The 21,422-nt window shown below is 31.6% G+C and carries 24 protein-coding genes; 5 read left to right on the top strand and 19 right to left on the bottom strand.

Annotated elements, in window-relative coordinates; translation table 11 throughout:
• From BGS43_RS01435 to BGS43_RS01445, 3 genes are all read right to left on the bottom strand, one after another.
• Window positions 1-185: glycosyltransferase family 2 protein (locus BGS43_RS01435; protein ID WP_141085289.1), on the bottom strand; the 185-nt coding region annotated here is incomplete at its 3' end.
• A complete protein-coding gene (locus BGS43_RS01440; protein WP_096568548.1) occupies window positions 178-1,068 on the bottom strand; it encodes a glycosyltransferase in 891 nt (296 codons plus the stop codon). The genes BGS43_RS01440 and BGS43_RS01435, both read right to left, overlap by 8 nt.
• 53 nt (window positions 1,069-1,121) lie before the next feature.
• Complete coding sequence (locus tag BGS43_RS01445) at window positions 1,122-1,931, bottom strand: glycosyltransferase family 2 protein (RefSeq protein WP_002825334.1); 810 nt, start codon at window positions 1,929-1,931, stop codon at window positions 1,122-1,124.
• Window positions 1,932-1,989: 58 nt separating this feature from the next.
• Between BGS43_RS01445 and waaF the strand changes: the two genes are divergently transcribed.
• Window positions 1,990-2,940 carry a lipopolysaccharide heptosyltransferase II gene (gene waaF, locus BGS43_RS01450; protein WP_002825333.1) on the top strand — a complete coding sequence of 317 codons (951 nt, stop codon included), beginning with the start codon at window positions 1,990-1,992 and terminating at the stop codon, window positions 2,938-2,940.
• On the opposite strand, the gene BGS43_RS01455 is transcribed toward waaF, so the two are convergent.
• The 5 genes from BGS43_RS01455 to BGS43_RS01475 are packed head-to-tail and all read right to left on the bottom strand — an operon-like array spanning window position 2,926 to window position 7,139.
• Complete coding sequence (locus BGS43_RS01455; RefSeq protein WP_002825331.1) at window positions 2,926-3,690, bottom strand: glycosyltransferase family 25 protein; 765 nt, start codon at window positions 3,688-3,690, stop codon at window positions 2,926-2,928. The two genes, waaF and BGS43_RS01455, sit on opposite strands and share 15 nt — an antisense overlap.
• The gene (gene gmhA, locus BGS43_RS01460; protein ID WP_096568551.1) at window positions 3,690-4,250 is read right to left on the bottom strand and encodes a D-sedoheptulose 7-phosphate isomerase; all 561 of its coding nucleotides are present in this window, start codon (window positions 4,248-4,250) and stop codon (window positions 3,690-3,692) included. Before gmhA ends, BGS43_RS01455 begins: the two co-directional genes overlap by 1 nt.
• The gene (gene rfaE1, locus BGS43_RS01465) at window positions 4,247-5,632 is read right to left on the bottom strand and encodes a D-glycero-beta-D-manno-heptose-7-phosphate kinase (protein WP_096568554.1); all 1,386 of its coding nucleotides are present in this window, start codon (window positions 5,630-5,632) and stop codon (window positions 4,247-4,249) included. The genes gmhA and rfaE1 overlap by 4 nt, the downstream gene beginning before the upstream one ends.
• Window positions 5,625-6,578, bottom strand: a complete 954-nt coding sequence (gene rfaD / locus BGS43_RS01470; protein WP_044600825.1) for an ADP-glyceromanno-heptose 6-epimerase — start codon at window positions 6,576-6,578, stop codon at window positions 5,625-5,627. Before rfaD ends, rfaE1 begins: the two co-directional genes overlap by 8 nt.
• Window positions 6,579-7,139 carry a D-glycero-alpha-D-manno-heptose-1,7-bisphosphate 7-phosphatase gene (locus BGS43_RS01475; RefSeq protein WP_058001366.1) on the bottom strand — a complete coding sequence of 187 codons (561 nt, stop codon included), beginning with the start codon at window positions 7,137-7,139 and terminating at the stop codon, window positions 6,579-6,581. It abuts the gene before it with no gap.
• 76 nt (window positions 7,140-7,215) lie between these two features.
• Here BGS43_RS01475 and BGS43_RS01480 point away from each other — a divergent pair, with 76 nt between their 5' ends.
• Window positions 7,216-7,515 (top strand): c-type cytochrome, encoded by a 300-nt coding sequence (locus tag BGS43_RS01480; protein WP_002777238.1) that lies wholly within the window; start codon window positions 7,216-7,218, stop codon window positions 7,513-7,515.
• A gap of 29 nt (window positions 7,516-7,544) precedes the next feature.
• Here BGS43_RS01480 and BGS43_RS01485 read toward each other — a convergent pair whose 3' ends face one another.
• Entirely contained in the window at window positions 7,545-7,745 is a 201-nt protein-coding gene (locus tag BGS43_RS01485; RefSeq protein WP_002777240.1) for a cbb3-type cytochrome oxidase assembly protein, read from the bottom strand.
• Window positions 7,738-10,101 (bottom strand): heavy metal translocating P-type ATPase, encoded by a 2,364-nt coding sequence (locus BGS43_RS01490; RefSeq protein ID WP_096568556.1) that lies wholly within the window; start codon window positions 10,099-10,101, stop codon window positions 7,738-7,740. The genes BGS43_RS01485 and BGS43_RS01490 overlap by 8 nt, the downstream gene beginning before the upstream one ends.
• Before the next feature lie 112 nt (window positions 10,102-10,213).
• On the opposite strand from BGS43_RS01490, the gene rho reads away from it, so the two are divergent.
• Both rho and BGS43_RS01500 read left to right on the top strand, forming a co-directional pair.
• On the top strand, window positions 10,214-11,512 hold the full coding sequence (gene rho, locus BGS43_RS01495; RefSeq protein ID WP_002780613.1) for a transcription termination factor Rho: 1,299 nt from the start codon (window positions 10,214-10,216) through the stop codon (window positions 11,510-11,512).
• 2 nt (window positions 11,513-11,514) lie between these two features.
• Window positions 11,515-13,071: a DNA polymerase III subunit gamma/tau gene (locus BGS43_RS01500; RefSeq protein ID WP_044600823.1), complete on the top strand. Its 1,557-nt coding sequence runs from the start codon at window positions 11,515-11,517 to the stop codon at window positions 13,069-13,071.
• Window positions 13,072-13,082: 11 nt separating this feature from the next.
• Here the strand turns inward: BGS43_RS01500 and BGS43_RS01505 are convergent, their stop codons facing one another.
• The 6 genes from BGS43_RS01505 to BGS43_RS01530 form a co-directional block, all read right to left on the bottom strand.
• Window positions 13,083-15,206, bottom strand: a complete 2,124-nt coding sequence (locus BGS43_RS01505) for a heavy metal translocating P-type ATPase (protein WP_025399088.1) — start codon at window positions 15,204-15,206, stop codon at window positions 13,083-13,085.
• On the bottom strand, window positions 15,206-15,409 hold the full coding sequence (locus BGS43_RS01510) for a heavy-metal-associated domain-containing protein (RefSeq protein WP_002777252.1): 204 nt from the start codon (window positions 15,407-15,409) through the stop codon (window positions 15,206-15,208). Before BGS43_RS01510 ends, BGS43_RS01505 begins: the two co-directional genes overlap by 1 nt.
• The gene (czcD, locus tag BGS43_RS01515; protein WP_002783007.1) at window positions 15,399-16,340 is read right to left on the bottom strand and encodes a CDF family cation-efflux transporter CzcD; all 942 of its coding nucleotides are present in this window, start codon (window positions 16,338-16,340) and stop codon (window positions 15,399-15,401) included. Before czcD ends, BGS43_RS01510 begins: the two co-directional genes overlap by 11 nt.
• Before the next feature lie 74 nt (window positions 16,341-16,414).
• Complete coding sequence (locus tag BGS43_RS01520) at window positions 16,415-16,684, bottom strand: TFIIB-type zinc ribbon-containing protein (RefSeq protein ID WP_002777256.1); 270 nt, start codon at window positions 16,682-16,684, stop codon at window positions 16,415-16,417.
• Window positions 16,685-16,742: 58 nt separating this feature from the next.
• On the bottom strand, window positions 16,743-17,237 hold the full coding sequence (locus BGS43_RS01525) for a threonine/serine exporter family protein (RefSeq protein ID WP_002780608.1): 495 nt from the start codon (window positions 17,235-17,237) through the stop codon (window positions 16,743-16,745).
• Entirely contained in the window at window positions 17,234-18,010 is a 777-nt protein-coding gene (locus BGS43_RS01530) for a threonine/serine exporter family protein (RefSeq protein ID WP_002822510.1), read from the bottom strand. The genes BGS43_RS01525 and BGS43_RS01530 overlap by 4 nt, the downstream gene beginning before the upstream one ends.
• Window positions 18,011-18,075: 65 nt before the next feature.
• Between BGS43_RS01530 and BGS43_RS01535 the strand changes: the two genes are divergently transcribed.
• Entirely contained in the window at window positions 18,076-18,999 is a 924-nt protein-coding gene (locus BGS43_RS01535) for a lactate/malate family dehydrogenase (protein WP_096568559.1), read from the top strand.
• Here the strand turns inward: BGS43_RS01535 and BGS43_RS01540 are convergent.
• The 3 genes from BGS43_RS01540 to omp50 all read right to left on the bottom strand — a co-directional run bounded on the left by BGS43_RS01540 (window position 18,996) and on the right by omp50 (window position 21,371).
• Entirely contained in the window at window positions 18,996-19,601 is a 606-nt protein-coding gene (locus BGS43_RS01540) for a DedA family protein (protein WP_042963604.1), read from the bottom strand. The genes BGS43_RS01535 and BGS43_RS01540 overlap by 4 nt on opposite strands.
• A gap of 80 nt (window positions 19,602-19,681) precedes the next feature.
• On the bottom strand, window positions 19,682-19,909 hold the full coding sequence (locus tag BGS43_RS01545) for a hypothetical protein (RefSeq protein ID WP_002822505.1): 228 nt from the start codon (window positions 19,907-19,909) through the stop codon (window positions 19,682-19,684).
• Between the two features lie 10 nt (window positions 19,910-19,919).
• A complete protein-coding gene (gene omp50 / locus BGS43_RS01550; protein ID WP_042963602.1) occupies window positions 19,920-21,371 on the bottom strand; it encodes an outer membrane tyrosine kinase in 1,452 nt (483 codons plus the stop codon).
• Between the last annotated feature and the right edge of the window lie 51 nt (window positions 21,372-21,422).

A 21,422-nucleotide genomic window follows, 5' to 3' on the forward strand; every position in this document is an offset into this window, starting at 1 on the left:
ATTATTTTTATTCTTTCATCTTTTTTGGCATATTCTTTAGCTATATCTATACTTTTATCACTCCCACAATCATCCACTACAATTATTTCTATATCTTTAAAACTTTGATTGATACAACTTTCTAAAGCTTTGGCTATATATTTTTCTACATTAAAAGTTGGCAAGATGATTGAAATTTTAGGCATTGTTTTTCTTAAAAATCTTTTTTGGGTGGCGAAAATATAATCTTATTTTATTTTTTATATTAATAAAAGGAAGGAATTTATCATAATGTTTATCGCAAAAACTAAGATTATAATTTAATTTAAGACATAAATCAAGGATATTGTGCTTTTGAAGTAAAAATCCATAGATACACGATTTATAAAAATGATTTTTATTCATTTCATTAACCCTCCACCTTTCAGAAAATAAATGCAAACAAAGTCTATTTTCATCAAAAGTTTTTTTCTTATCTATAAAATCTCTAGCATTTTTCCATGGAATTTGACAAGTATCCTTATAATCTAAGGCATATTTTTCTAAATCATATTCTTTAACCCATTTAGCCAAAAACCAAGGTCCTATGACTCCCCAAGAAATAGTTTTTTTATTATTTATAATCTTTTTTGCTTCATCTATAATTAATTTTCCAAATTCACTTTGTTTTGGAAATTTAAGGAGTGAAGTTGTGATTCTAGCTTTGCTTAGATCATTATCAATTTCCTTAGAAAAAATATATTCTTTTTTATCATAATCATAATGGTTTAAACACACCATATCAAGATCCACCCATACCCCCCCCCTGAGATAAAGTAGATTAAATCTAAAAAAATCCGAAAAAGCAGCTACTCCAGCTCCCCTATCATCGCTAAAATATTCTTCAAAAGGTATGATTTCATTTGCATCTTTAAGTATAAAATTATCAAACAGCTCTTGGAATTTTAAAAAAATTTTATCTTCTAAATTATAAGTATATAGATGGAATTTATACCCATGATCAAGCCAAGATTTAATCGTAAGAATTTCCATTAAACCTATACCCTTATAGCCTTTAGGAGTATACCAAAAACTTGAAATTTCAGTCATTGTTAGCCTTTTAATATTAAAAATATAAAAACTTAATTATATAAAATCTAATCTTAAATTCTATTTTTTAAATCCATCTCTTCTTTCTTTAAAACCTCAAATAGCTTTTGATGAAAGGTATCATTTTCAAAGTCTAAAGAAAGCTTTCTTATAAGTTCATTGCTTTTCTTTTTATCTTGATAATTTTGATTTAAAATTTCTTTATTTTTGTTTTCATATCTTCCATTTGGATTAAATTCATAATGATAAATGCAAGTTTTAAAAACAGCTATTTTCTCACAAAACATAAAATAAATATAACAAAAAAGCACATCTTCGCCATAACTTAAACGCTCATCTATTTTAATTTTTTCAAAACTTTTTAAGATGATATCTTTTTTAAAGCACTTCGCCCAAACCGACCAGCAAAAATGCCTTTGTTTGCTTAAGAATTCTAAAAATTCTTTTTGATTAAAAACTCCATCTTGTTTAAAACGATAAAATTGTTTGGTTTTTACCCTATGTACAAAGGCATCAAAACAAAGCAAATCAAAACCTTTTTTCATCTCTTTAAACGCTATTTCACAAGCACCAGGTGTCAAAAAATCATCACTATCTAAAAACATTATAAAATCAGAACTAGAATGCAAAACTCCTATATTTCTACTTGCAAAAGTGCCTAAATTTTCCTCATTTTGAAAGATTTTTATCCTTGGATCTTTTTTAGCAAATTCTAAAACTATATTTAAACTATTATCTTTACCTTTATCATCGATAATCAAAATTTCAATATCTTTTAAAGTCTGATTTATACAACTTTGTAAAGCTCTTAAGATAAAATCACAAGAATTAAAAAGCGGGATTATGATCGAAAGTTGTGGCATATTTTTCCTAAATTTTGTTAAAATAATAAAAACAATTCTATCAAAGTTTAGGAAATTTATGAAAATTTTTATACACCTTCCCACTTGGCTAGGCGATGCAGTGATGGCTTCGCCTGCTTTATACGCTATAAAAGAACATTTTAAAAATGCTCAGTTTATCCTTTATGGATCTTTGGTTTCCACAGCACTTTTTAAAGAATTTTCTAATTCTAAAATCATCATAGAAAATAAACAATCTCGCTATAAACAAGCCCTATCTTTACGCAAAGAACTTGGCAAAATCGATTTTAGCTTTGCTTTTAGGTCTGCGTTTTCTTCTAAGATTATCTTACATATTCTTAAAACAAAGCAAAGATATTTTTTTGACAAAAACAAGCACAAAGAAGAACATCAAGTTTTAAAATACCTTTATTTTATAGAAAACTCACTTAGTATAAAAGCTCATTTTAAAGACTTAAAGCTTCCCTTTAAGCTAAAATTTCAAAACCCTCTTGTCTTAAAAAATGGTAAAAAAATTCTAGGACTCAACCCTGGTGCAAGCTTTGGAAGTGCAAAAAGATGGGATGCGAGTTATTTTGCTAAAGTGGCTTTAAATTTCAGCCAAAGTCATGAGATTTTAATCTTTGGCACAGGAAAAGCCGAACAAGAACTTTGTAATGAAATTTATCAAATTTTAAAAGAACAAAACATAAAAGTAAAAAATCTTTGCAATAAAACCACCATCAAAACCCTTTGTCAAAATATCGCTTTTTGCGATCTTTTCATCACAAACGATAGCGGCCCTATGCACATAAGTGCGGTCTATAAGATAAAAACCGTGGCTATTTTTGGTCCTACGAAATTTACTCAAACTTCACCTTGGCAAAACGAAAATGCAACATTAGTGCATTTAGATCTAGCTTGTATGCCTTGTATGCAAAAAACCTGCCCTTTAAAACACCACAAATGCATGAAAGATTTAAAGCCTGAAGTGATTGTAAAAGCGATTCAAAATTTAATTAATATCTAATTTTTTCTTAATGTAAAAAGCACAAGATAGTTTTAAAATATTTCTATAAAGTCTAAAAATTTCTCTAATAATTTTTCTGTAAAATTTAGCCTTCAAAAATAAACGTCCAGCTTGAGAAATTGAACTTTCTATTCTACAATCATGTTTTAATAATAAAGGCTTTTTAACTATATTTAACACATTATGTTTATAAAACATATCCATATAATCATCTACGGCATAGATCCAATTTTTAGCATATTTAAGAAATTTCATTGCAGCACTTACTTGCAGTACATAACCTTGAGTTCCAGCAAGCTTTTCAAAACTTAAATAATATCCACCCTCGTTCAAAAAATACAATCTTTTATCGAACAAATAACAAAGTCTTATATATTCATATTTGCTCTTTAATAGCTCATCTATATATTCTACTCCATTATTTAAAAATTCATCACTAAATTCCACATCATCTTCTAGGATGATTATAGGTTCATCAAGCTTCACACATTCTTGCCAAAGTTTATAATGACTAGCAAAACAAGCCTTTTCCCCATCAGAAAGCTCTCTTCCCAGCACCCAAGAAGCCCACCAAGGAAAATGATCTTTAAATTCCAAATGTTCTTTATTTTTAGCATCAATAGCTTTAAAGAAAATAAATTCTAATTTATTTTTTAAACTAGGATTTTTTTCAAAAAGCTTTTGAATTTGTTTTTTCATATGCTCTTTTCTATCCAAAGAACGCTCTAAATTGATGATAAAAACTTTCATTAAAAACTCTCATCTATGATCTGACAAAGTGTGTGTATGATTAAAATGTGCATTTCTTGAATTCTAGCCGTATCATCGCTTGGCACAACAAGATTATGATCACAAAGCTTATTCATCATTCCACCACCCTTTCCACTAAGCCCTAAACAAAGCATATTAAGTTCTTTTGCTTTCTTAAAAGCTTCTAAAACATTAGGGCTTTTTCCGCTCGTTGAAATACCGATTAAAACATCATTTTCATTTCCTAAAGCTTCCACTTGTCTTGAAAAAACAAACTCAAAACCATAGTCATTTCCTATAGCACTAAGTGCTGAAGTATCGGTTGTAAGCGCTATACCTGCTAAAGCCTTGCGTTCTTTTTTATAACGCCCACTAAGTTCAGCTGCAAAATGCTGGGCATCAGCTGCACTCCCACCATTTCCGCAGATTAAAATTTTACCACCTTTTTTAAAACATTCACATAAAAGCTCACCTACTTTAGCGATTTGTCCTTTTAAAATTTCACTTTCTTGAACGATTTTTTGATGCTCTTGCCATTCTTTTTCTACTAAATTTATCATTTTTTATCCTTTATTTTTTCTATGATCTTGCTTGTGCTAAATCCTTCTTCAAAATCGATTAATTCAACTCTTGAAACCAAATTTGAACCTACAACAAGTTTATCTTTATAATCAGCTCCTTTAACCAAAATATCAGGCTTTAAAAAGCTTATAAGTTCTAAAGGTGTGTTTTCATCAAAAATCACTACAAAATCTACAAAATAAAAAGCTGCCAACATACAAGCTCTTTGAAACTCTGAATTTACAGGACGACTCTCGCCTTTGAGTCTTTTCACACTCGCATCTGAGTTCAAACCTACAATCAAAATATCGCCTAATCTTTTAGCTTTCTCAAGATATTTTATATGTCCAAAATGCACTATATCAAAACAACCATTTGTAAAAACAATCTTTTTATCATTTTGTTTTAAAAGCGTTATAAGCTCTTCTTTGCTTTTGATCTTTTTCTCAAAACTCATACTTTTAAAACTTCTAATCTCATCAAAACTCACACTCACACTACCTATTTTACTTACCACAACGGCTGCAGCTTCATTGGCAAGTTCACAAGCTTTAAAAATTTCAATCCCATTTGCCAAACAAAAAGCCAAAACGGCAATCACACTATCGCCCGCTCCTGTTACATCATAAACTTCTAAGGCTTTAGCAGGTGCGATTTTTAAACCCTCATCAAAAAGTGCAATTCCAGCTTCTGAAAGAGTGATGATAGAATAACGCAAAGAAAAATCTTCTTTTAATTTTTTGATGCCTTTTTCTAAATTTTCACCCTCTAAATTTTCAAATTTCAAAGCTTCTAAAGCTTCTTTTTTATTAGGCGTGAGCAAGGTTGCACCGCTATATTTACTAAAATCACTGCCTTTAGGATCAACTAAAACAGGGATATTTAAAGCCTTAGCCTTTTTTATCACAGCCTTACAAACCTTAGGCGTTAAAATACCCTTAGCATAATCGCTTAAAACCACAGCTTTAAAATCTTTAATCTTTTCATCAAACAAAGCAATAAGCTCATTTTCAAGCAAAATCTCACTTGTATCTTCTTCATCTAGTCTTAAAACCTGCTGATTGTGCGCCATAATGCGATTTTTAAAAGGGGTTTTGCGTCCTTTTTGGATCAAAAATTCTCCTTTTAAATTTTCTTGTAAAAATTTCCCACTCTTATCATCACCCACAACACCAAGCGCAAAAACATCAGCCCCTAAACTTTTTAAATTTGCATAAACATTCGCAGCCCCGCCTAATCTTTTATCCTCCTTAAGAGTTTTAGCTACTAAAACAGGGGCTTCAGGACTGATACGCGAACAATCACACCAAGTGTAATTATCCACCATAAAATCCCCTATAATTAAAATTTTAGGTTTTTGCTGGCTTAAAAACTCAAGCATTTACTTCCTTTTCAAAAAGTCTTTTTATCTCATCTAAATAATCTTTAATCCCCTCTTCAAGACTAAATTTTGGCTGATAATCCCAAGTTTGATCTAGTTTTGCTTCAGTATGGAATTGATAAGATTTTACATAAGGATTTGGGATATATTCACAAGGCAAATCAGTCTTTAACTCTTTTTGCAAAATATCAACTATATCTTGAAAGGTTCTTGCTTTACCACTGCCTACATTATAAACCCCACATTTTGAATCAAGGGCGATTAAATTAGCACTAATAACATCTTTAATATAAGTAAAATCTCTATAAATTTGATCACTTCCTTCAAACAATCGTGGATTTTTTCCTGCTAAAATTTGATGGCCAAATTGCAAAACCATAGAAGCGGTTTTGTTTTTATAAAATTCGCCTTTTCCATAAACATTAAAATATCTAAGTCCTACCAAATGAGCTTTATCGTAATATTTTTTCGCTAACTTATCCATCATCAATTTTGAAAAAGCATAAGGATTTTTTGGTTCTTCATCCTTACCTACAGTTTGTGGACTTTTTGCATCACCATAAACCGAAGCTGAACTTGCATAAATAAGCTTTGCATTAAGATCTATGCTAAGTTCTATAAAATCTTTAAAAGTATTTAAATTGGTTTGCAAAACCTTAGTTTGATCAAAAACTGTAGTGTCTGAAATTGCTGCTTGATGAAAAATAATCTCTGGCTTAAAATCTTCAATCTTTTTTAAAACTTTTTCATCGTTAATATCGCCTGCAAAAAGTTCTCCATCAAATTCAAGTAAATTTTTAAAATGTCCAAAACTTTGTAAATTTCCATTTTCAAAAATCGCACTGCTACGCATTTTATCAATGATTAAAATTTCATGTTTTTCTTGCAAATTTAAAGCCAGTTGCGAACCTATAAATCCTGCACCACCTGTGATTGCTACTCTCATTTAAATGTCCTTTTCTTTAAAAAAACTCAAAATTTCTTTTAAATTTTTAAATTGTCTAAAAAAATCGCCTTCTTTTTTTTCTTCATTTACTAAAATCAAAGTGCCAATATCAGCATTTAACCCTGCTTGCATATCGCTAAGATTATCCCCTATAAAAATAGAATTACCCATATCTATATCAAATTCTTCCCTAGCTTTTAAAAGCATCCCTGCCTTAGGCTTGCGACACTCACAACCCTCCAAATGAGGACAATGATAAATTTTATCAATTTTTATACCTTGTTTAGTAAATTCTTTAAGCATATAATCACAAAGCTTAAAAAAGTCTTCTTGGGTGTAATATCCTCTTGCAATGCCTGATTGGTTTGTGGCTACAAAAAGCAAGTATTTTTGCGCTAAAAAATATCTACAAAGCTCAAAAATTCCATCACAAAACTCAAAATCCTGAATTTTATAGACATATTTTTTATCTATATTTATAATGCCATCTCTATCTAAAAATAATGCTTTTCTTTTCATAGAATATATTATAATATAATTCAAATTAAAGAAAATAAACATTTTGATATTTTTAAGAAAAATGTTAAAGTTAAAAATATATAATTATTATGTATTAAAACTTTTCAAGGAGAATATAATGAAAAAATTATTAGTAGTTTCTGCTTTGGCATGTCTTGGCGTTTCTGCTTTTGCTGCAGATGGTGCTACACTTTTTAAAAAATGTGCAGTATGCCATGGTGCAAAAGCAGATAAAGTTTATCTAAACAAAGTTCCAGCATTAAAAAGCATCTCTTCAGCTGAAAGACTTCAATATATGAAAGAATACTCAGAAGGTAAAAGAAATGCTTATGGACAAGGCGCTATCATGAAAATCAACCTTAAAGGTTTAACTGAAGAAGATTTCAAAGCTATCGAAGCTTATATCGAAACTTTATAATTTCAAGGCTTTCAAAATTTAGAAAGCCTTTATTTTCTCTTTTCTAAAGCTTCTTTTTTTCTTTTTTCTAATTCTATAGCATCACGCAAAGCATCCTCATCATCATTTAGAGTAGTGAATTTATAATCATCATCAAATTGTTTAGTCCTTATCCCCCAAAGCAAGGTAGCCAGTATAATAAAAAAACCCAGTATTGAAACCCCTATCATCATCATGATTACACTATTCATTTTTTATCCTTAAAGCATTTAAAATCACCATTATACTACTAAAAGACATAGAAAGCGCTGCGATTAAAGGATTAATTAAACCTAAAAATGCCAAAGGTATGGTAAAAGCATTGTAAGCTAAAGAAAGGATTAAATTTTGCTTGATAATTTTATAAGTATCCTTAGAAAGCTTAATGGCGTATTTTAAAGAAAGCAAATCATTTTTTAAAAGTAAAATATCACTATTTTCAATCGCCAAATCACTCCCTTCTCGCAAAGATATTGCCACAGCAGCATATTTTAAAGCCAAGGCATCATTGACTCCATCGCCTACAAATAAAACTTTTTTCTTATGACTTAAATTTTCAATTGCTTGCATTTTATCTTGAGGCAAGCAGGAAGCATAAAAAGAAGTAATTCCTAATTCTTTGGCAATTTTTTCAACCGCTCTTTCATTATCTCCACTTAAAATCATCGTATCAATCTTAGCTTGTTTAAGATAAGATATAAGCTCTTTAGCACCTTCTCTTAATACGCTTGAAAATTCAAAATAAGCAAGAATTTCATTATCACGCACAAAGATAAAATGAGAATTGTTAAATTCTTTTTTACATTTTATCCCATTATCTTCTAAAAATTTCGAACTTCCGCCCAAAAATAAAGCATTATCAAGACAAGCTTTAATGCCCTTTGCTTGAATATTGCTCAAACCCTTAAAATCCAAATTTAAAAGCTTTGCATTTTTATCTTGTAAAAACTGCGCTACACTTTTAGCAATAGGATGATTTGAAAGCGATACAAAGCTATAAAACTCATTTAAATTTAGCCTTTCATCTAAAAAAACTTCAGCTATTTTTAATTGGGTTTGAGTAAGAACTCCTGTTTTATCAAATACTGCTATATCGCATTTTGAAAGTTTTTCAACCACGCTTGAATCCTTAAATAAAATCGCTCTTTTTAAAGCCTGACCCAAAGCGATAAGATTGCTTACTGGAGTAGCTAGAGCAAGAGCGCAAGGACAGGCAATGATTAAAACAGAAATCGCATGAACAAGTGAAATTTCAACACTTTCTTGATGATAAAACAGCCAAAAGAAAAAACAAAGCAAGGCAAGAGTTAAAATGGTACGAGAAAAATAAGCAGAAATTTGAGAAACCAAGCTTTCAAGTCTAGCTTTTTTGGTGCTAGCAAATTCCAAAAGCCTTATGATTTGATTTAATTTAGAATCCTTATAAAGCTTATTTGCTTCATATTCTATACTTCCATCTAGCACAATACAAGCTGAATTTACAACACTACCCACGCCCACAAAGCAAGGCTCATTTTCGCCACTTAAAGAAGAAGTATCGATACTTGCTTCACCCTTTTTGCAAATTCCATCTATGAGAATTTTATCCCCACTTTTAAGTAAAATCCTATCTCCGATATTGACCTTTTGAACATCTTTAGGCTCAAAATCTTTGCCATTGAAAACCAAAACTTCATTTTGTAAAAAATCATTTAAGCCATCTACTGTATCCAAAGCGCGTTTTTTGCTAAACATTTCAAGATACTTGCCTATAAAAACAAAACAAATAATCATAGCCACAGAATCAAAATACACCTCACCCACTCTAAAAAACATCGCCCATAAAGAATATCCATAAGCCAAGCTTGCTCCGCTTATAACCAAACTATCCATATTTAAACTACGCATTTTTAGGGCTTTAAAAGCGCTTTTATAAAAATTCGAACCCGTATAAAAAAGCACAGGAGAGCAAAGGATAAATTCAGCAAAATTTAAAATATCTTTAATATCTCTATCCATACCGCTAAAAAATCCCGCGTATTTTGCTACTGCTATCCACATGATATTCATCACACAAGCAATGGCAACTATGAGTTTAGAATAAAATTCGCGCTTGATCAAATCCGCCTTTTTGGAATTTTTAGACGGATCATAAGCACTGGCTTTGTATCCTATGCTTTCAATAAGATTTAAAATTTGTGCCAAAGAAACGCTTTGCTCATCAAAAACAATGCGTGCTTTATGCGAAAGGTGATTGATATCTAATTCCAAAATTCCTTCTTGTTTGGTTAAAACTCTCTCATTAAGCCAAACACAAGCAGAGCATTCTATACCGTGTATCATGAGATAAATTTCGCTAAAACCCTCTTTGGTTTTGGTGATAAACTCATCATAATTTTTGTTAGAAAATTCCAAGCTAACCGGCTTTAGTGCGTTATTGCCCAATCTTTCGTAAAATTCATCTAAGCCACTTTCATGTAAAATTTCCCAAACGCTCAAACAGCCCCTACAGCAAAAAAATTTACCCTTAGCTTCTATCATTTGAGATTTTTGATAATCTAGTCTACAATGTTCACATTTCATAATCATTCTTTAAAAAAATATTTTTTATAATTATAGACAAATTTGACAAAAAGTATATTTTTTTACTAAAATCACGGTTTTAATTTGCTACAAAATTACTGCTTTCTTGCGAGGACTTATGGAAAAAGAAAAAAAACAACATCAAAGAACCCACATTCCAGTGGAGGGTTATAAAATTGAAGACTTAAAACTACTTGACTTAGAAAATCTAGTTAAAATAGCTAATGAATGCGAGATAGAAAATCCTAGAGAATTTCGTCGTCAAGAACTTATTTTTGAAATTTTAAAAGCTCAAACCAAAAAGGGTGGCTTTATCCTCTTCACAGGAATTTTAGAAATTTCTTCAGAAGGTTATGGCTTTTTAAGGGGTATGGATTCAAATTTAAGCGATAGTGTCAATGACGCTTATGTTTCAAACTCACAAATTCGCAAATTTGCCCTGCGCGTAGGCGATATAGTAACTGGACAAGTTAGAGAGCCTAAGGATCAAGAAAAATACTATGCTCTTTTGAAAATAGAAGCGATTAATTATTTGCCTTTGCAAGAAGCTAAAGAAAGACCTTTATTTGACAACCTCACTCCTATTTTTCCAACAGAAAAAATCAAACTCGAATACGATGCTATGAAATTAACTGGAAGAATTTTAGATCTTTTTACCCCTATAGGTAAAGGACAACGCGGACTCATCGTAGCACCGCCAAGAACGGGTAAAACAGAACTTATGAAAGAGCTAGCAAGTGCGATTGCTAAAAATCACCCCGAAATGCATTTAATCGTTCTTTTAGTCGATGAAAGACCTGAAGAGGTTACTGATATGCAAAGATGTGTAAAGGGTGAAGTGTTTAGCTCTACTTTTGATTTACCTGCTTATAATCATGTTCGCGTAGCAGAACTAGTTATCGAAAAAGCAAAAAGAATGGTAGAAACAGGCAAAGATGTTATCATTTTACTAGATAGTATCACAAGGCTTGCTAGAGCTTATAACACCGCAACTCCAAGCAGTGGAAAGGTATTAAGTGGTGGGGTGGATGCTAATGCACTTCATAAACCTAAACGCTTTTTTGGTGCAGCAAGAAATATAGAAAATGGCGGATCTTTGACCATAGTAGCAACTGCACTTATCGACACAGGTTCAAGAATGGATGATGTGATCTTTGAAGAATTTAAAGGAACGGGTAATAGCGAAATAGTCTTAGATAGAAATATTTCAGATAGAAGAATTTATCCTGCGATTAATATCATCAAATCTGGAACTCGAAAAGAAGAACTTTTACAAGGAGTAGCAGAGCTACAAAAAATTTGGGCTATTCGCTCGGCAATTTCTCAAATGGATGATATCGAAGCGCTTAAATTCCTTTATTCAAAAATGCTAAAAACTAAAGACAATGTAGAACTTTTATCTATTATGAATGAGTAAAAATGCTTCAAGCCTTAGCGATTAAATACAGACCTAAAACCTTTGATGAACTCATAGGACAAAAAACAGTCAGCACAAGCTTAAAATATGCATTAAATCACAATCGCCTAGCTCATGCTTATCTCTTTTCAGGCTTACGCGGAAGCGGTAAAACTTCAAGTGCCAGAATTTTTTCTAGAGCTCTGGTTTGTGATAATGGCCCAAGTGATACTCCTTGTGGAACTTGCAAACAATGCCTTGCCGCACTTGAAGGTAAACATATAGACATCATAGAAATGGACGCCGCTAGCAATCGCGGGCTAGAAGACATACAAGCTCTTATTGAACAAACTAAATATACCCCTTCTATGGCAAGATTTAAAATCTTTATCATCGATGAAGTGCATATGCTAACACCTCAAGCTGCTAATGCACTTTTAAAAACACTAGAAGAACCTCCAGGCTATGTGAAATTTATCCTAGCGACCACCGATCCTTTGAAATTGCCCGCTACCGTGCTTTCAAGGACACAACATTTTCGCTTCAAGCAAATTCCGCAAAATGAAATTTTAAATCATTTAAAAGAAATTTTAAACAAAGAAAATGTCAAATTTGAAGAAGAAGCCTTGAAATTTGTCGCAAGAAGTGGAAATGGCTCTTTAAGAGATACTCTTACCTTGCTTGATCAAGCTATTATCTTTTGCCAAAACGATATAAGCACGAGTAAGATTACTGATATGTTGGGTTTTTTAGATCCTGCTAAAATCAAAGAATTTTACCATGCCATTTTAACCAAAAACAAGGATAGGGTTTTTGATTTTTTAGAAGAGCTTAAAGACTATGAAGCCTCAAGCGTGATCGATGAAATGCTTTTTTATCTAAAAGAAAGTTTTTTTGCAAAAAGCAGTGAATTTTCAACTCTCATTTATGAAAGATTTTTCCGTATCCTAGCAAGGGCAAAAAATCTCATCTGTGATGATGATGGCTTTACGCTTTGTGTGATGGCTTTTATGATGATGGAAGCAAGTCATTTAAAAGAAATCGATACGCAAATTAATGAAATTCAAAAAAACCTTACAAATACAAATTCTAATCTAGAAAAACAAGAAATAAAAACCCCTATAGCAGTAGAAATTCAAAAATCTTCAACGATTAAAAATGCATACGAAATTTTACTTGAAAAAATCTACGATAGAGATTATGAACTTGGAGAATGCTTTAAACAAAGCACTCAATTTATAAGTTATGAAAATGAAATTTTGACCATTAGTTCAAATGCGCAAGGAAGTAACCGCGATAAGCTAAATAAGGGCTTTAAACTCATTCAAGAACTTTTTAGAAATCATTTTGGCTCTAATGCTAAAATTGTCGTGCAAAAAGCAATCATTATAGATGAGAGCAAATTACAATCCCTAACCCAAGAACTGCCTCAACAAAATAATGAAGCACAAGCTCCTAAAAAAATAGATCTTCACTCTTCTTTTAATGAGCTAAAACAAGGAGCAAAGAAATTTGATCCTCAAGAGGATACAAAAGAAGCTTTAAGAGAATATTTTGGCGAACCCAAAATAGAAAACTAAGTCTCTAAAGCTTAGACTTTTCTAAGTCTTAGAGAATTAAGCACTACACAAAGTGAGCTAAAACACATTGCAAGTGCTGCTAAATGAGGACTTAAAGTGATGAAAGGCACAAAGCCTGCGGCTATGGGAATACAAAGAATATTATAAAAAAACGCCCAAAAAAGATTGAGCTTAATAATATTTTTTGTCTTTTTAGCAAGCTTAAAACACCAAGAAATAAGCCTTAAATCATCTTTCATAAGTATAAAATCTCCAGCATTTTTAGCTAAATCACTTCCTTCTTTAAAACTCATACTCACACTTGCTAAATTTAAAGCAGCTGCATCATTAATCCCATCTCCTACAAAAAGTGAATTTTGCTTATGCTCTTTAATGATTTGCAATTTTTCTTCAGGCAACAATCCTGCCTTAAAATCAGCAATACCCAATAAATTTGCGATACTTTGTACGCTTTTTTCATTATCTCCACTTAAAATAATGCTTTGAATTTTTTGCTTTTTAAAATCCTCTATAAGCTCTTTAGCCCCTTCTTTTAAGGTATTTTTTAGAGTAAGCACCCCTAAGCACTCACCATTTTTAGCAAAATACACACAAATTAAAGCTTCTTCTTTTAAACTCTGTAAAAATTCATCTGCCTTTTCTAAATTTTTTACTCCACTCTCTTGCATAAATTTTAAATTTCCTAGCAAGTATTCTTCATTTTCTTCTATGTATTTTACACCCTTGCCTATAAAAATTTCACTACTTCCTTTTAGAATTTGAGCTTTTATCTTAGAAGCTTTAAAGATAGCCTTAGCGATAGGATGAGAACTTGAACTTTCGATTAAGGCTAGCATTTGAAAATCTTTGGCATTTAAATTGTGCCTAAAAAGTTCTAGATTGTTTTGCGTTAAAGTGCCTGTTTTATCAAAAAAAGCTGTCTTGATTTTATTTAAATTTTCTAAAGCGGCAGGGTTTTTGATTAGGATAAAATTTTTCATCGCCGCACCTTGAGCGGTAATTAAAGCGATAGGAGTTGCAAGCCCTAAGGCGCAAGGGCAAGAGATTAAAAGGACTGCACAAGCGTGTAAAAAAGCTTCACTTACGCCTGCTTTAAAGCTCCAAAATACAAAAACTGCCAAGGCAAAAGCGATTATTGTGATGACAAAATATCTAGAAATTCTATCGACTGAATTTTCCAAAGGAGTTTTGACATTTCCTGCTTTAAAGACAAGATCTTTGATCTGTTCTAAAGTGCTATCCATAGCCTTTTTACTTGCTTTTATATGTAAATTTCCATTTAAAAGTATAGAGCCTGCCTTTATCTCATCATCAACTCTTACACTGCTAGGCAAAAATTCTCCGCTTAAAAAACTCGTATCAATCTCGGCCTTACCTTGGATCACTACCCCATCAACTGCTACGCTTTCACCCTCTCTTACTACTATAATATCTCCATTTTTAACAAAAGCACTTAAAATTTCATTAAGCTCCCCTGCTTCATTTAAAATTTTAGCCTTTTTTATATCAATTTCATTGAGTCTTTTTTGATAATTCAAAGCCTTAAATTTAGCATTTGTCTCTAAAAATTTACCCAAAAGCACAAAACTTATAATCATGGCCGCACCACTAAAATAAAGGTGCTTTTCATCTTCAAAAAGATTTAAATATATACAAAAAGAGTAAGCAAAGGCACTGATACAGCCTAAAGCGATTAAGGTATTCATATCTAAATTCCAATTTTTTAAACCCTTAATCGCATGAGAAAAAAAAGTCCTACCGCAATAAAAAATCACAAAAAAGCTTAGAAGCATTTGCATATTTTGACTTAAAAAACTTGTGTCAAACATTTCAAAATACATGATCAAAGCACTTAAAACTATACTTAAAAGCAAATTTTTACGCAAGGAGATGAGTTCTTTTTTACGGTATTCTTCCAAATTTTGCTCATTTTCTAAAATCTCAAAGCCAAGACTTTGAATTTTTTCAATCACATCTTGACTCCTTGCCTCATCTTCGAGTAAAAATACCCCACTAGAATTCACATAAGAAACACTTGCATCACTCACTCCTTGTATTTTCTTACAAGCACGCTCTATGGCATTAGAGCAATTTACGCAAGTCATTTTGCCTATTTTTACACGAAATTCTTGCATTATTCAATCTTTTCTAAAACTTCAAAACCAAGTTCGCCAAGTTCTTTTTTAAATTCTTCTTCTCTTGAGCTATCTAAATTCAAACTTAGCGTGCGGGGATTTGCATCAAGATCTATTTTGATCTCTCCAAAAATATCTTCTAAAGAATTTTTAATCAAATTTGCACAATTTTGACAATTGATATTTGCGACTTTAAATTTCATTTTTACTCCTTAAAGGTTGAATGGTAATATGCCCTATTTCAAATCGGTGTAACAAATCATGCGACAAATCATAAGATAATTGTTCAAATTCTTTTAAATCATCGATATTAACTCGTAAATGCATAGAAGCTACTAACATTTTATTGGTAATTTGTGTGATATGCAAATCAATCACCTCTTCTACTTTAGAATTTAAAAGCAAAGCTTGTTTTACCTCTTCTATATCCACAGGAGAGGTTTCAAGTAAAACATTTACACTTTGCTTAAGAAGTGTTACAGACCATCTTAAAAGTAAGAGCGATAAAATAATAGCTAAAATCGTATCTATATAAACTATGCCACTAAAATATACAGCAATACCACCTATAATCACCACCAAAGAACCCAACAAATCGCTCATCATATGCAAAAAGGCTGATTTCATATTGACATTTTCTAAATTTGCACCTCTAAACATCATAAAAGCATTTATAGCATTTACCAAAAAACCTAAAACAGCTACAATTATCATAGTTTTAGCATCAATACTGCTTGGATTTATAAGTTTTTCTATGGCTTCATAGATAATAAAAATCGCAGATAAAATGATGGTTAAAGCATTGATAAATGCGACCAAAATTTCTAAGCGAAAATAACCAAAAGTCTTTTGATGATCCTGCCATTTTTCTATAGCGATAATAGCTAAAAAACTAAGTGTTAGAGCAAAAACATCTGAAAACATATGCAAAGTATCACTTAAAAGCGCAAGAGAATTAGAAAGTAAAGAGTATATAAATTGAACCAGCATCATTGAAAAAGTCATCAAAAGAGAAATTTTCAATATTTTTTTATCCACACTCCTTGCATCAGCATGATGATGTTCATGAGAGTGATCTTCGTGGTTATGTTTAGATTTATTCGCTAAGGGTTCGTGTAGTAAAAATTCATACATTTTATATCCTTTTTGCTTGATATTTTAAGATATTAAACTAAAAAGGATATAAAGATTTATATTTTTCATAAAAATTAAAAATCAAAAAGTTCGCCTAGCCAGCTTTCTCTTTTTTTCTTTTTGTAATAATGATCGTGGCTTTGGTGACTATAAGAATGATCATTATATCTAGGCTCTTGTCTTGGAGCTTGGTTAAAACTTGCCGTATTAGGAGTGCTGCGTTCTATGATTTTATCAAGTTCTCCACGATCAAGCCAAACACCGCGACACTTTGGACAATAATCAATCTCAACTCCGCTTCTATCGCTCATTACCAAATCAACATTACAAACAGGACACAACATGTATTTTTCCTTTTTTTATAAAATTTTCAAAATTATAATAAGAAAGATTAAACAAAAATCAATGCTTTTTAGCATGCCTTGTCATCATAAAACTTTGCTCAAAGAATATAAGCAAGGTAACGCTTACCCCTATAGCCAAAGCCAAAGTTACCGAAAGTGTGGTAAAAAAATAATCAAAAAACTGCACCAAAAATTCAGACTTAGCCTTTAAATCATCACTGCGTATAAAAGAGATAAGATATAAAATAGCCTTATAAGCATAAATACCAGGTATCATAGGAATAAGCGCAGGAAAAGCAATAACCTCAGCAGGGGTTTTAATAATCTTAGCCAAAGCAATACCCAAACAACCCACGCAAAAAGAAGCTACAAAAGTTGCAATTGCCAAAGTTTCAAAATGAAAATATTCTATCAAAGTAAAGCGAAGTCCGTGAGCAATGGCCGCTAAGAGTGCAGATAAAATAAGAGTTTTTAAAGGAGGATTACAAGCATATGCGAAACCAAACCCAGCCATAGCAGCAAAAAACATATCTTTTAAGATAAATTCAATCATTGTAAAATCCCAAATTTTGAAATACTAAGAGTCATATAAATTCCAAGAGCGATACAGCAAATTAAAATAGCTACGCTGATAATACGACTTAAACCCATTAAAATATGATCTTTTAATATATCGATTATAGAATTGATAAAAAATACCCCCGGTATAAGATATAAGATGCTAGAACCAAGTGCTGCATCAGAAGTATTTGTATAGCCCATATCTAAACCCAAAAATACAAACCAAGAAGAAACAAAAGAGCAAAGAATGTATTGAATTCTTAAATCTATTTTTATCTTAGTAAGGGCAAATCTTAAAAGCAGTCCTAAAAAAGTCGCAAAAAATACCAAAACCCCTGCGCCAAAATCCCCGCCAAAAAGTCTACAAAAACCTGAATTAGCTATAGAAACAAATAAAAGATTTAAGATATAAGAATGTTTTTTTTGAATACTTATAGCATTAAAGGCTGATTTTGCTTTTTCAAGTTCGTATTTGTGATCGTATATGGCCCAACTTAAAGCACTTAATTCAAAAATAAGTTTAAAATTAATATGAGCATGATGATTGGGTATTACATAGGTTCTTTGTATGGAATTATCTTCAATATCTACAATATTTAAAGTGATATGGTGAAAAAAGAAATTAATATTGATCTCGTATCCATAAACTTGAGCTATCCTGCCAACGCATTTAGCAACTCTAGCTGTGTAAGTTCCTGCGCTTAAAAGTGTTTTGGTATAGTCGATTAGAAAATTTGTTAAACTTTGAATATCAGGCTTTTGCATATTTATAATTTCTTTAAAATCAAATTTATATAATTATAACAAAATTTCAAAGCAAAGGAAATAAAATGTCAAAAATCGGTATTGTGGGTTTGGGTTTTGTGGGTGCAGCAAGTGCTTATAATATTGTTGTGCAAAATATTTGCTCCGAACTTTATTTATATGATATCAAGCAAGACTTAGCCTTAGCACACGCAAGAGATTTAGAAGATATGTCTGCGATTCATTCTTCTTATACGAGAATAATTCATGCTACAAATTTAGAACAACTAGCAAGTTGTGATATTATCATCCTAGCTTTCAGAAAAGAAAATTTAAAAGAATTATCCAGTCGTTTAGTTGAGCTTCAAAACAATATCACCGAGCTTAAGGATATTGTTTTAAATTTAAAACATGCAAATTTTAAGGGTAAATATATCGTTGCTACAAATCCAAATGATACGATTACTTATTATACTCAAATTCTAAGCTCTTTACCTAAAAATCATGTTTTTGGAAGTGGAACCAATCTTGATAGCTCTAGACTTAAAAAAATTCTAGCCAAAGATTTAGATCTTAATCCTAAAGATATCACCGCTTATATGATAGGAGAACATGGGGATTCGCAATTTGCCGCCCTTTCTACGGCTAGTGTTTTAGGGCAAAATTTACTAACATTTTGCGATAAGATGGGTAAAAAATTAGATATAGAAAATATCGAAAAAGCAGTTGTTGATGAGGGATATTTTATCTATAAGCGCAAAGGAAGAACCGAATTTGGCATAGGAACTTCTTGTGCAAATTTAGCTAAAGCTGTTTTAGAAGATAGAAAAAGCTTGTATCCCGTAAGCGTGGTTTTTGATGATTTAGCATTTTCATTGCCTGCTATCATAGGAAAAAATGGGGTAGAAAAAATCTTTGAACTAGATTTTAACGAAAGAGAAAAAATCAAGCTAGAAAATTCAAAACTGCAAATTAAAAATGCTATACAAAGTGTGAACGATAAAATTTAAGCCTTTTTAGCAAAAGGCTTTTTGATTTTGATATAAATTAAACTTGCTAAAATTATAAAAATAACTATAGCAATAAGAATTTGAGTCAAGTAGGCTTTAATCAATTCTTCATTTTCTCCTATATAATAACCCAAAAATACAAGTATAGCCACCCAAATAGCACTACCAAGTGCAGTAAAAAGTATAAAATTTATAAGTTTCATTCTTACCAAACCTGCAGGCATGGAAATATACTGACGAATTCCTGGCAAAAGCCTACAAGTAAAGGTGGAAAATTCTCCGTGTTTATTAAAAAATTCTTCAAATTTGGCAAATTTAGCTTCATTGATACCAAAATATTTACCCCATTTAAGTACGAATTTTTTACCCCAAAAAAAGCAAATATAATAATTAATCAAAGCTCCTAAAACAGAACCTAAAGTCCCGCTAAGTATGCAAAGAGTGATATCAAGATCACCTTTATGTGCCAAATATCCAGCAGGTATCATAACAACTTCACTTGGAAAAGGTATAAAACAACTCTCTAAGGTCATTAGGATAATAATACCCAAATACCCCCAAGCACTAGCCGTCTCAACAATAAAAGAAATGATTTCTTGCATATTAGCCTTATTTGAAGAAAATTTTAAAAAATTGTAGCTTAAAAGATTAAACAGTAAAAAGCGGTTTTGCACCGCTTTTTTTATTTACCTGCAACCGAAACTTGATTTGGATTGTCCGCTGCACGAGCGATCATGCACTCTTTTAAAACGGCAGCATCAGCTGGATCGCTAACTTTTTTATTAATCCAGCGTTCAACTTGTTTCATTGTTTTTGACTCTGGCTCTGGAGCTTCGTATTTTGCCATCAAACTTGCACAATCAGCCAAAGCAATGATAGGTAATAAACTTGCAAAAAGTATTTTTCTCATCTTTTGCTCCTTAGAATTTTACATTATACATTAACATGATATTATCAGCTCTTGCTTTATCTTTTTTCGCTCCACCAAATGGCAAGCCACGATTACCCCAAATATTTTGGATATTAGTATAACTTAAGCGTAAGAATTGATATCTATCAAGTTGATAAATCACATAAAAATCATGTGCTGTTCCTCTTGTCATTCTTATATTAAGTGGATCGTTGATACTTGGACGGCTCATAGTATACCAGTATCTACTTCCCCAGAAGAACTCATACCCTACTTTTAAAGCCTTGGTAAAATCATAGCGTCCGCCTACATGCACAGCATAACCATCTTCTTCATTAAATTTACCATTACCATAACCTTGCCCTTTAATAATTGCACTTAATGTAGGGCTTAATTGATTGTTGTTCCCGTGAGAATAACCTAAAGATAGAAAATAATTAAAATTTGTTCCAAAAGCTTTATAATTTTCAAAATGAAGATTTGCTATAGTTAAATCTCCTAAATTTACCACACCATCATCATCAAGAATAGTAGTAGCACCGCTACCAGTACCAGGTAAAGCAATTGGACCATTGTTAAGTGGCAAAGCAAAATCGCTTAAATATGCAATATTAAATAATATTAAATTATCTCCCATACCTTCTATAGGAAGCTCTCCTTCTACTGCAGCATAGTAAAGATTTGCATCAGCATCTTTTTGATCGCTCATCCAGTCTCTTACCTTGCCTTCTTCATCCCATTGATAAGTTTTACCATAAGCTGCACGGATAGCTACTTTATGATCTTGCAAACTTTCAGGTTTATAAGTGATCACTGCTGCATCACCTAGAGCATTAATCGCTAAGGCTGGATAAGTTGATTGTCTTAAAGCATTGTTTCTAAGATTACTTCCTGGGCCATCGGTTCCTGGTTGTCTTCCTACGGTTGCAATCCATTCAGGTGTGATGTAGTAGTCAAGATAAGCTCTATCTACATAAAGTACAGGCCCGCTTGATCTTGTGTTTCTTCCTGCATCTAAGTCATAAGGAGTACCACTCCAACCCATTTGAGACCAATTTTTAGCCATAGATAAACGACCATAGAATTTGGTTTTATCATTAATATCAGCATTCATATTTAAATGAAGCTCATTCATCCATTTGTTATTAGCACTATAATCTTGTCCGCTAACTTTATAGTTTGTATTTGAAACTGCTGTTGAAAACTCAAGTCCAAATTTAACCTTGCTCAAAGCAGCTTGGAATTCTGTTTCATCGGCTCTATCATTAAGATCAGCAAGTTCAGCTTTTACAGCTTCATTTTGCTTAGCTTGAGCTTCCCTTTCTTTTCTGATTTGTGCAAGTTCAGCTTGAATTTGTGCAAGCTGTTTTTGAAGCTTGGTTATCTCATCATCTGTATTTTTAGCAAAAAGTGAAGATGAAAGAAGACAAGCACTTAAAATAAGTGAAAACTTAGTTTTCATAATCATAACTCCTTGTAATTTTGTTACATTTAGCAAATTAAAATTGTGATT

It is taken from the genome of Campylobacter sp. 110, from assembly GCF_002383965.1.
GTDB lineage: Bacteria > Campylobacterota > Campylobacteria > Campylobacterales > Campylobacteraceae > Campylobacter_D > Campylobacter_D coli.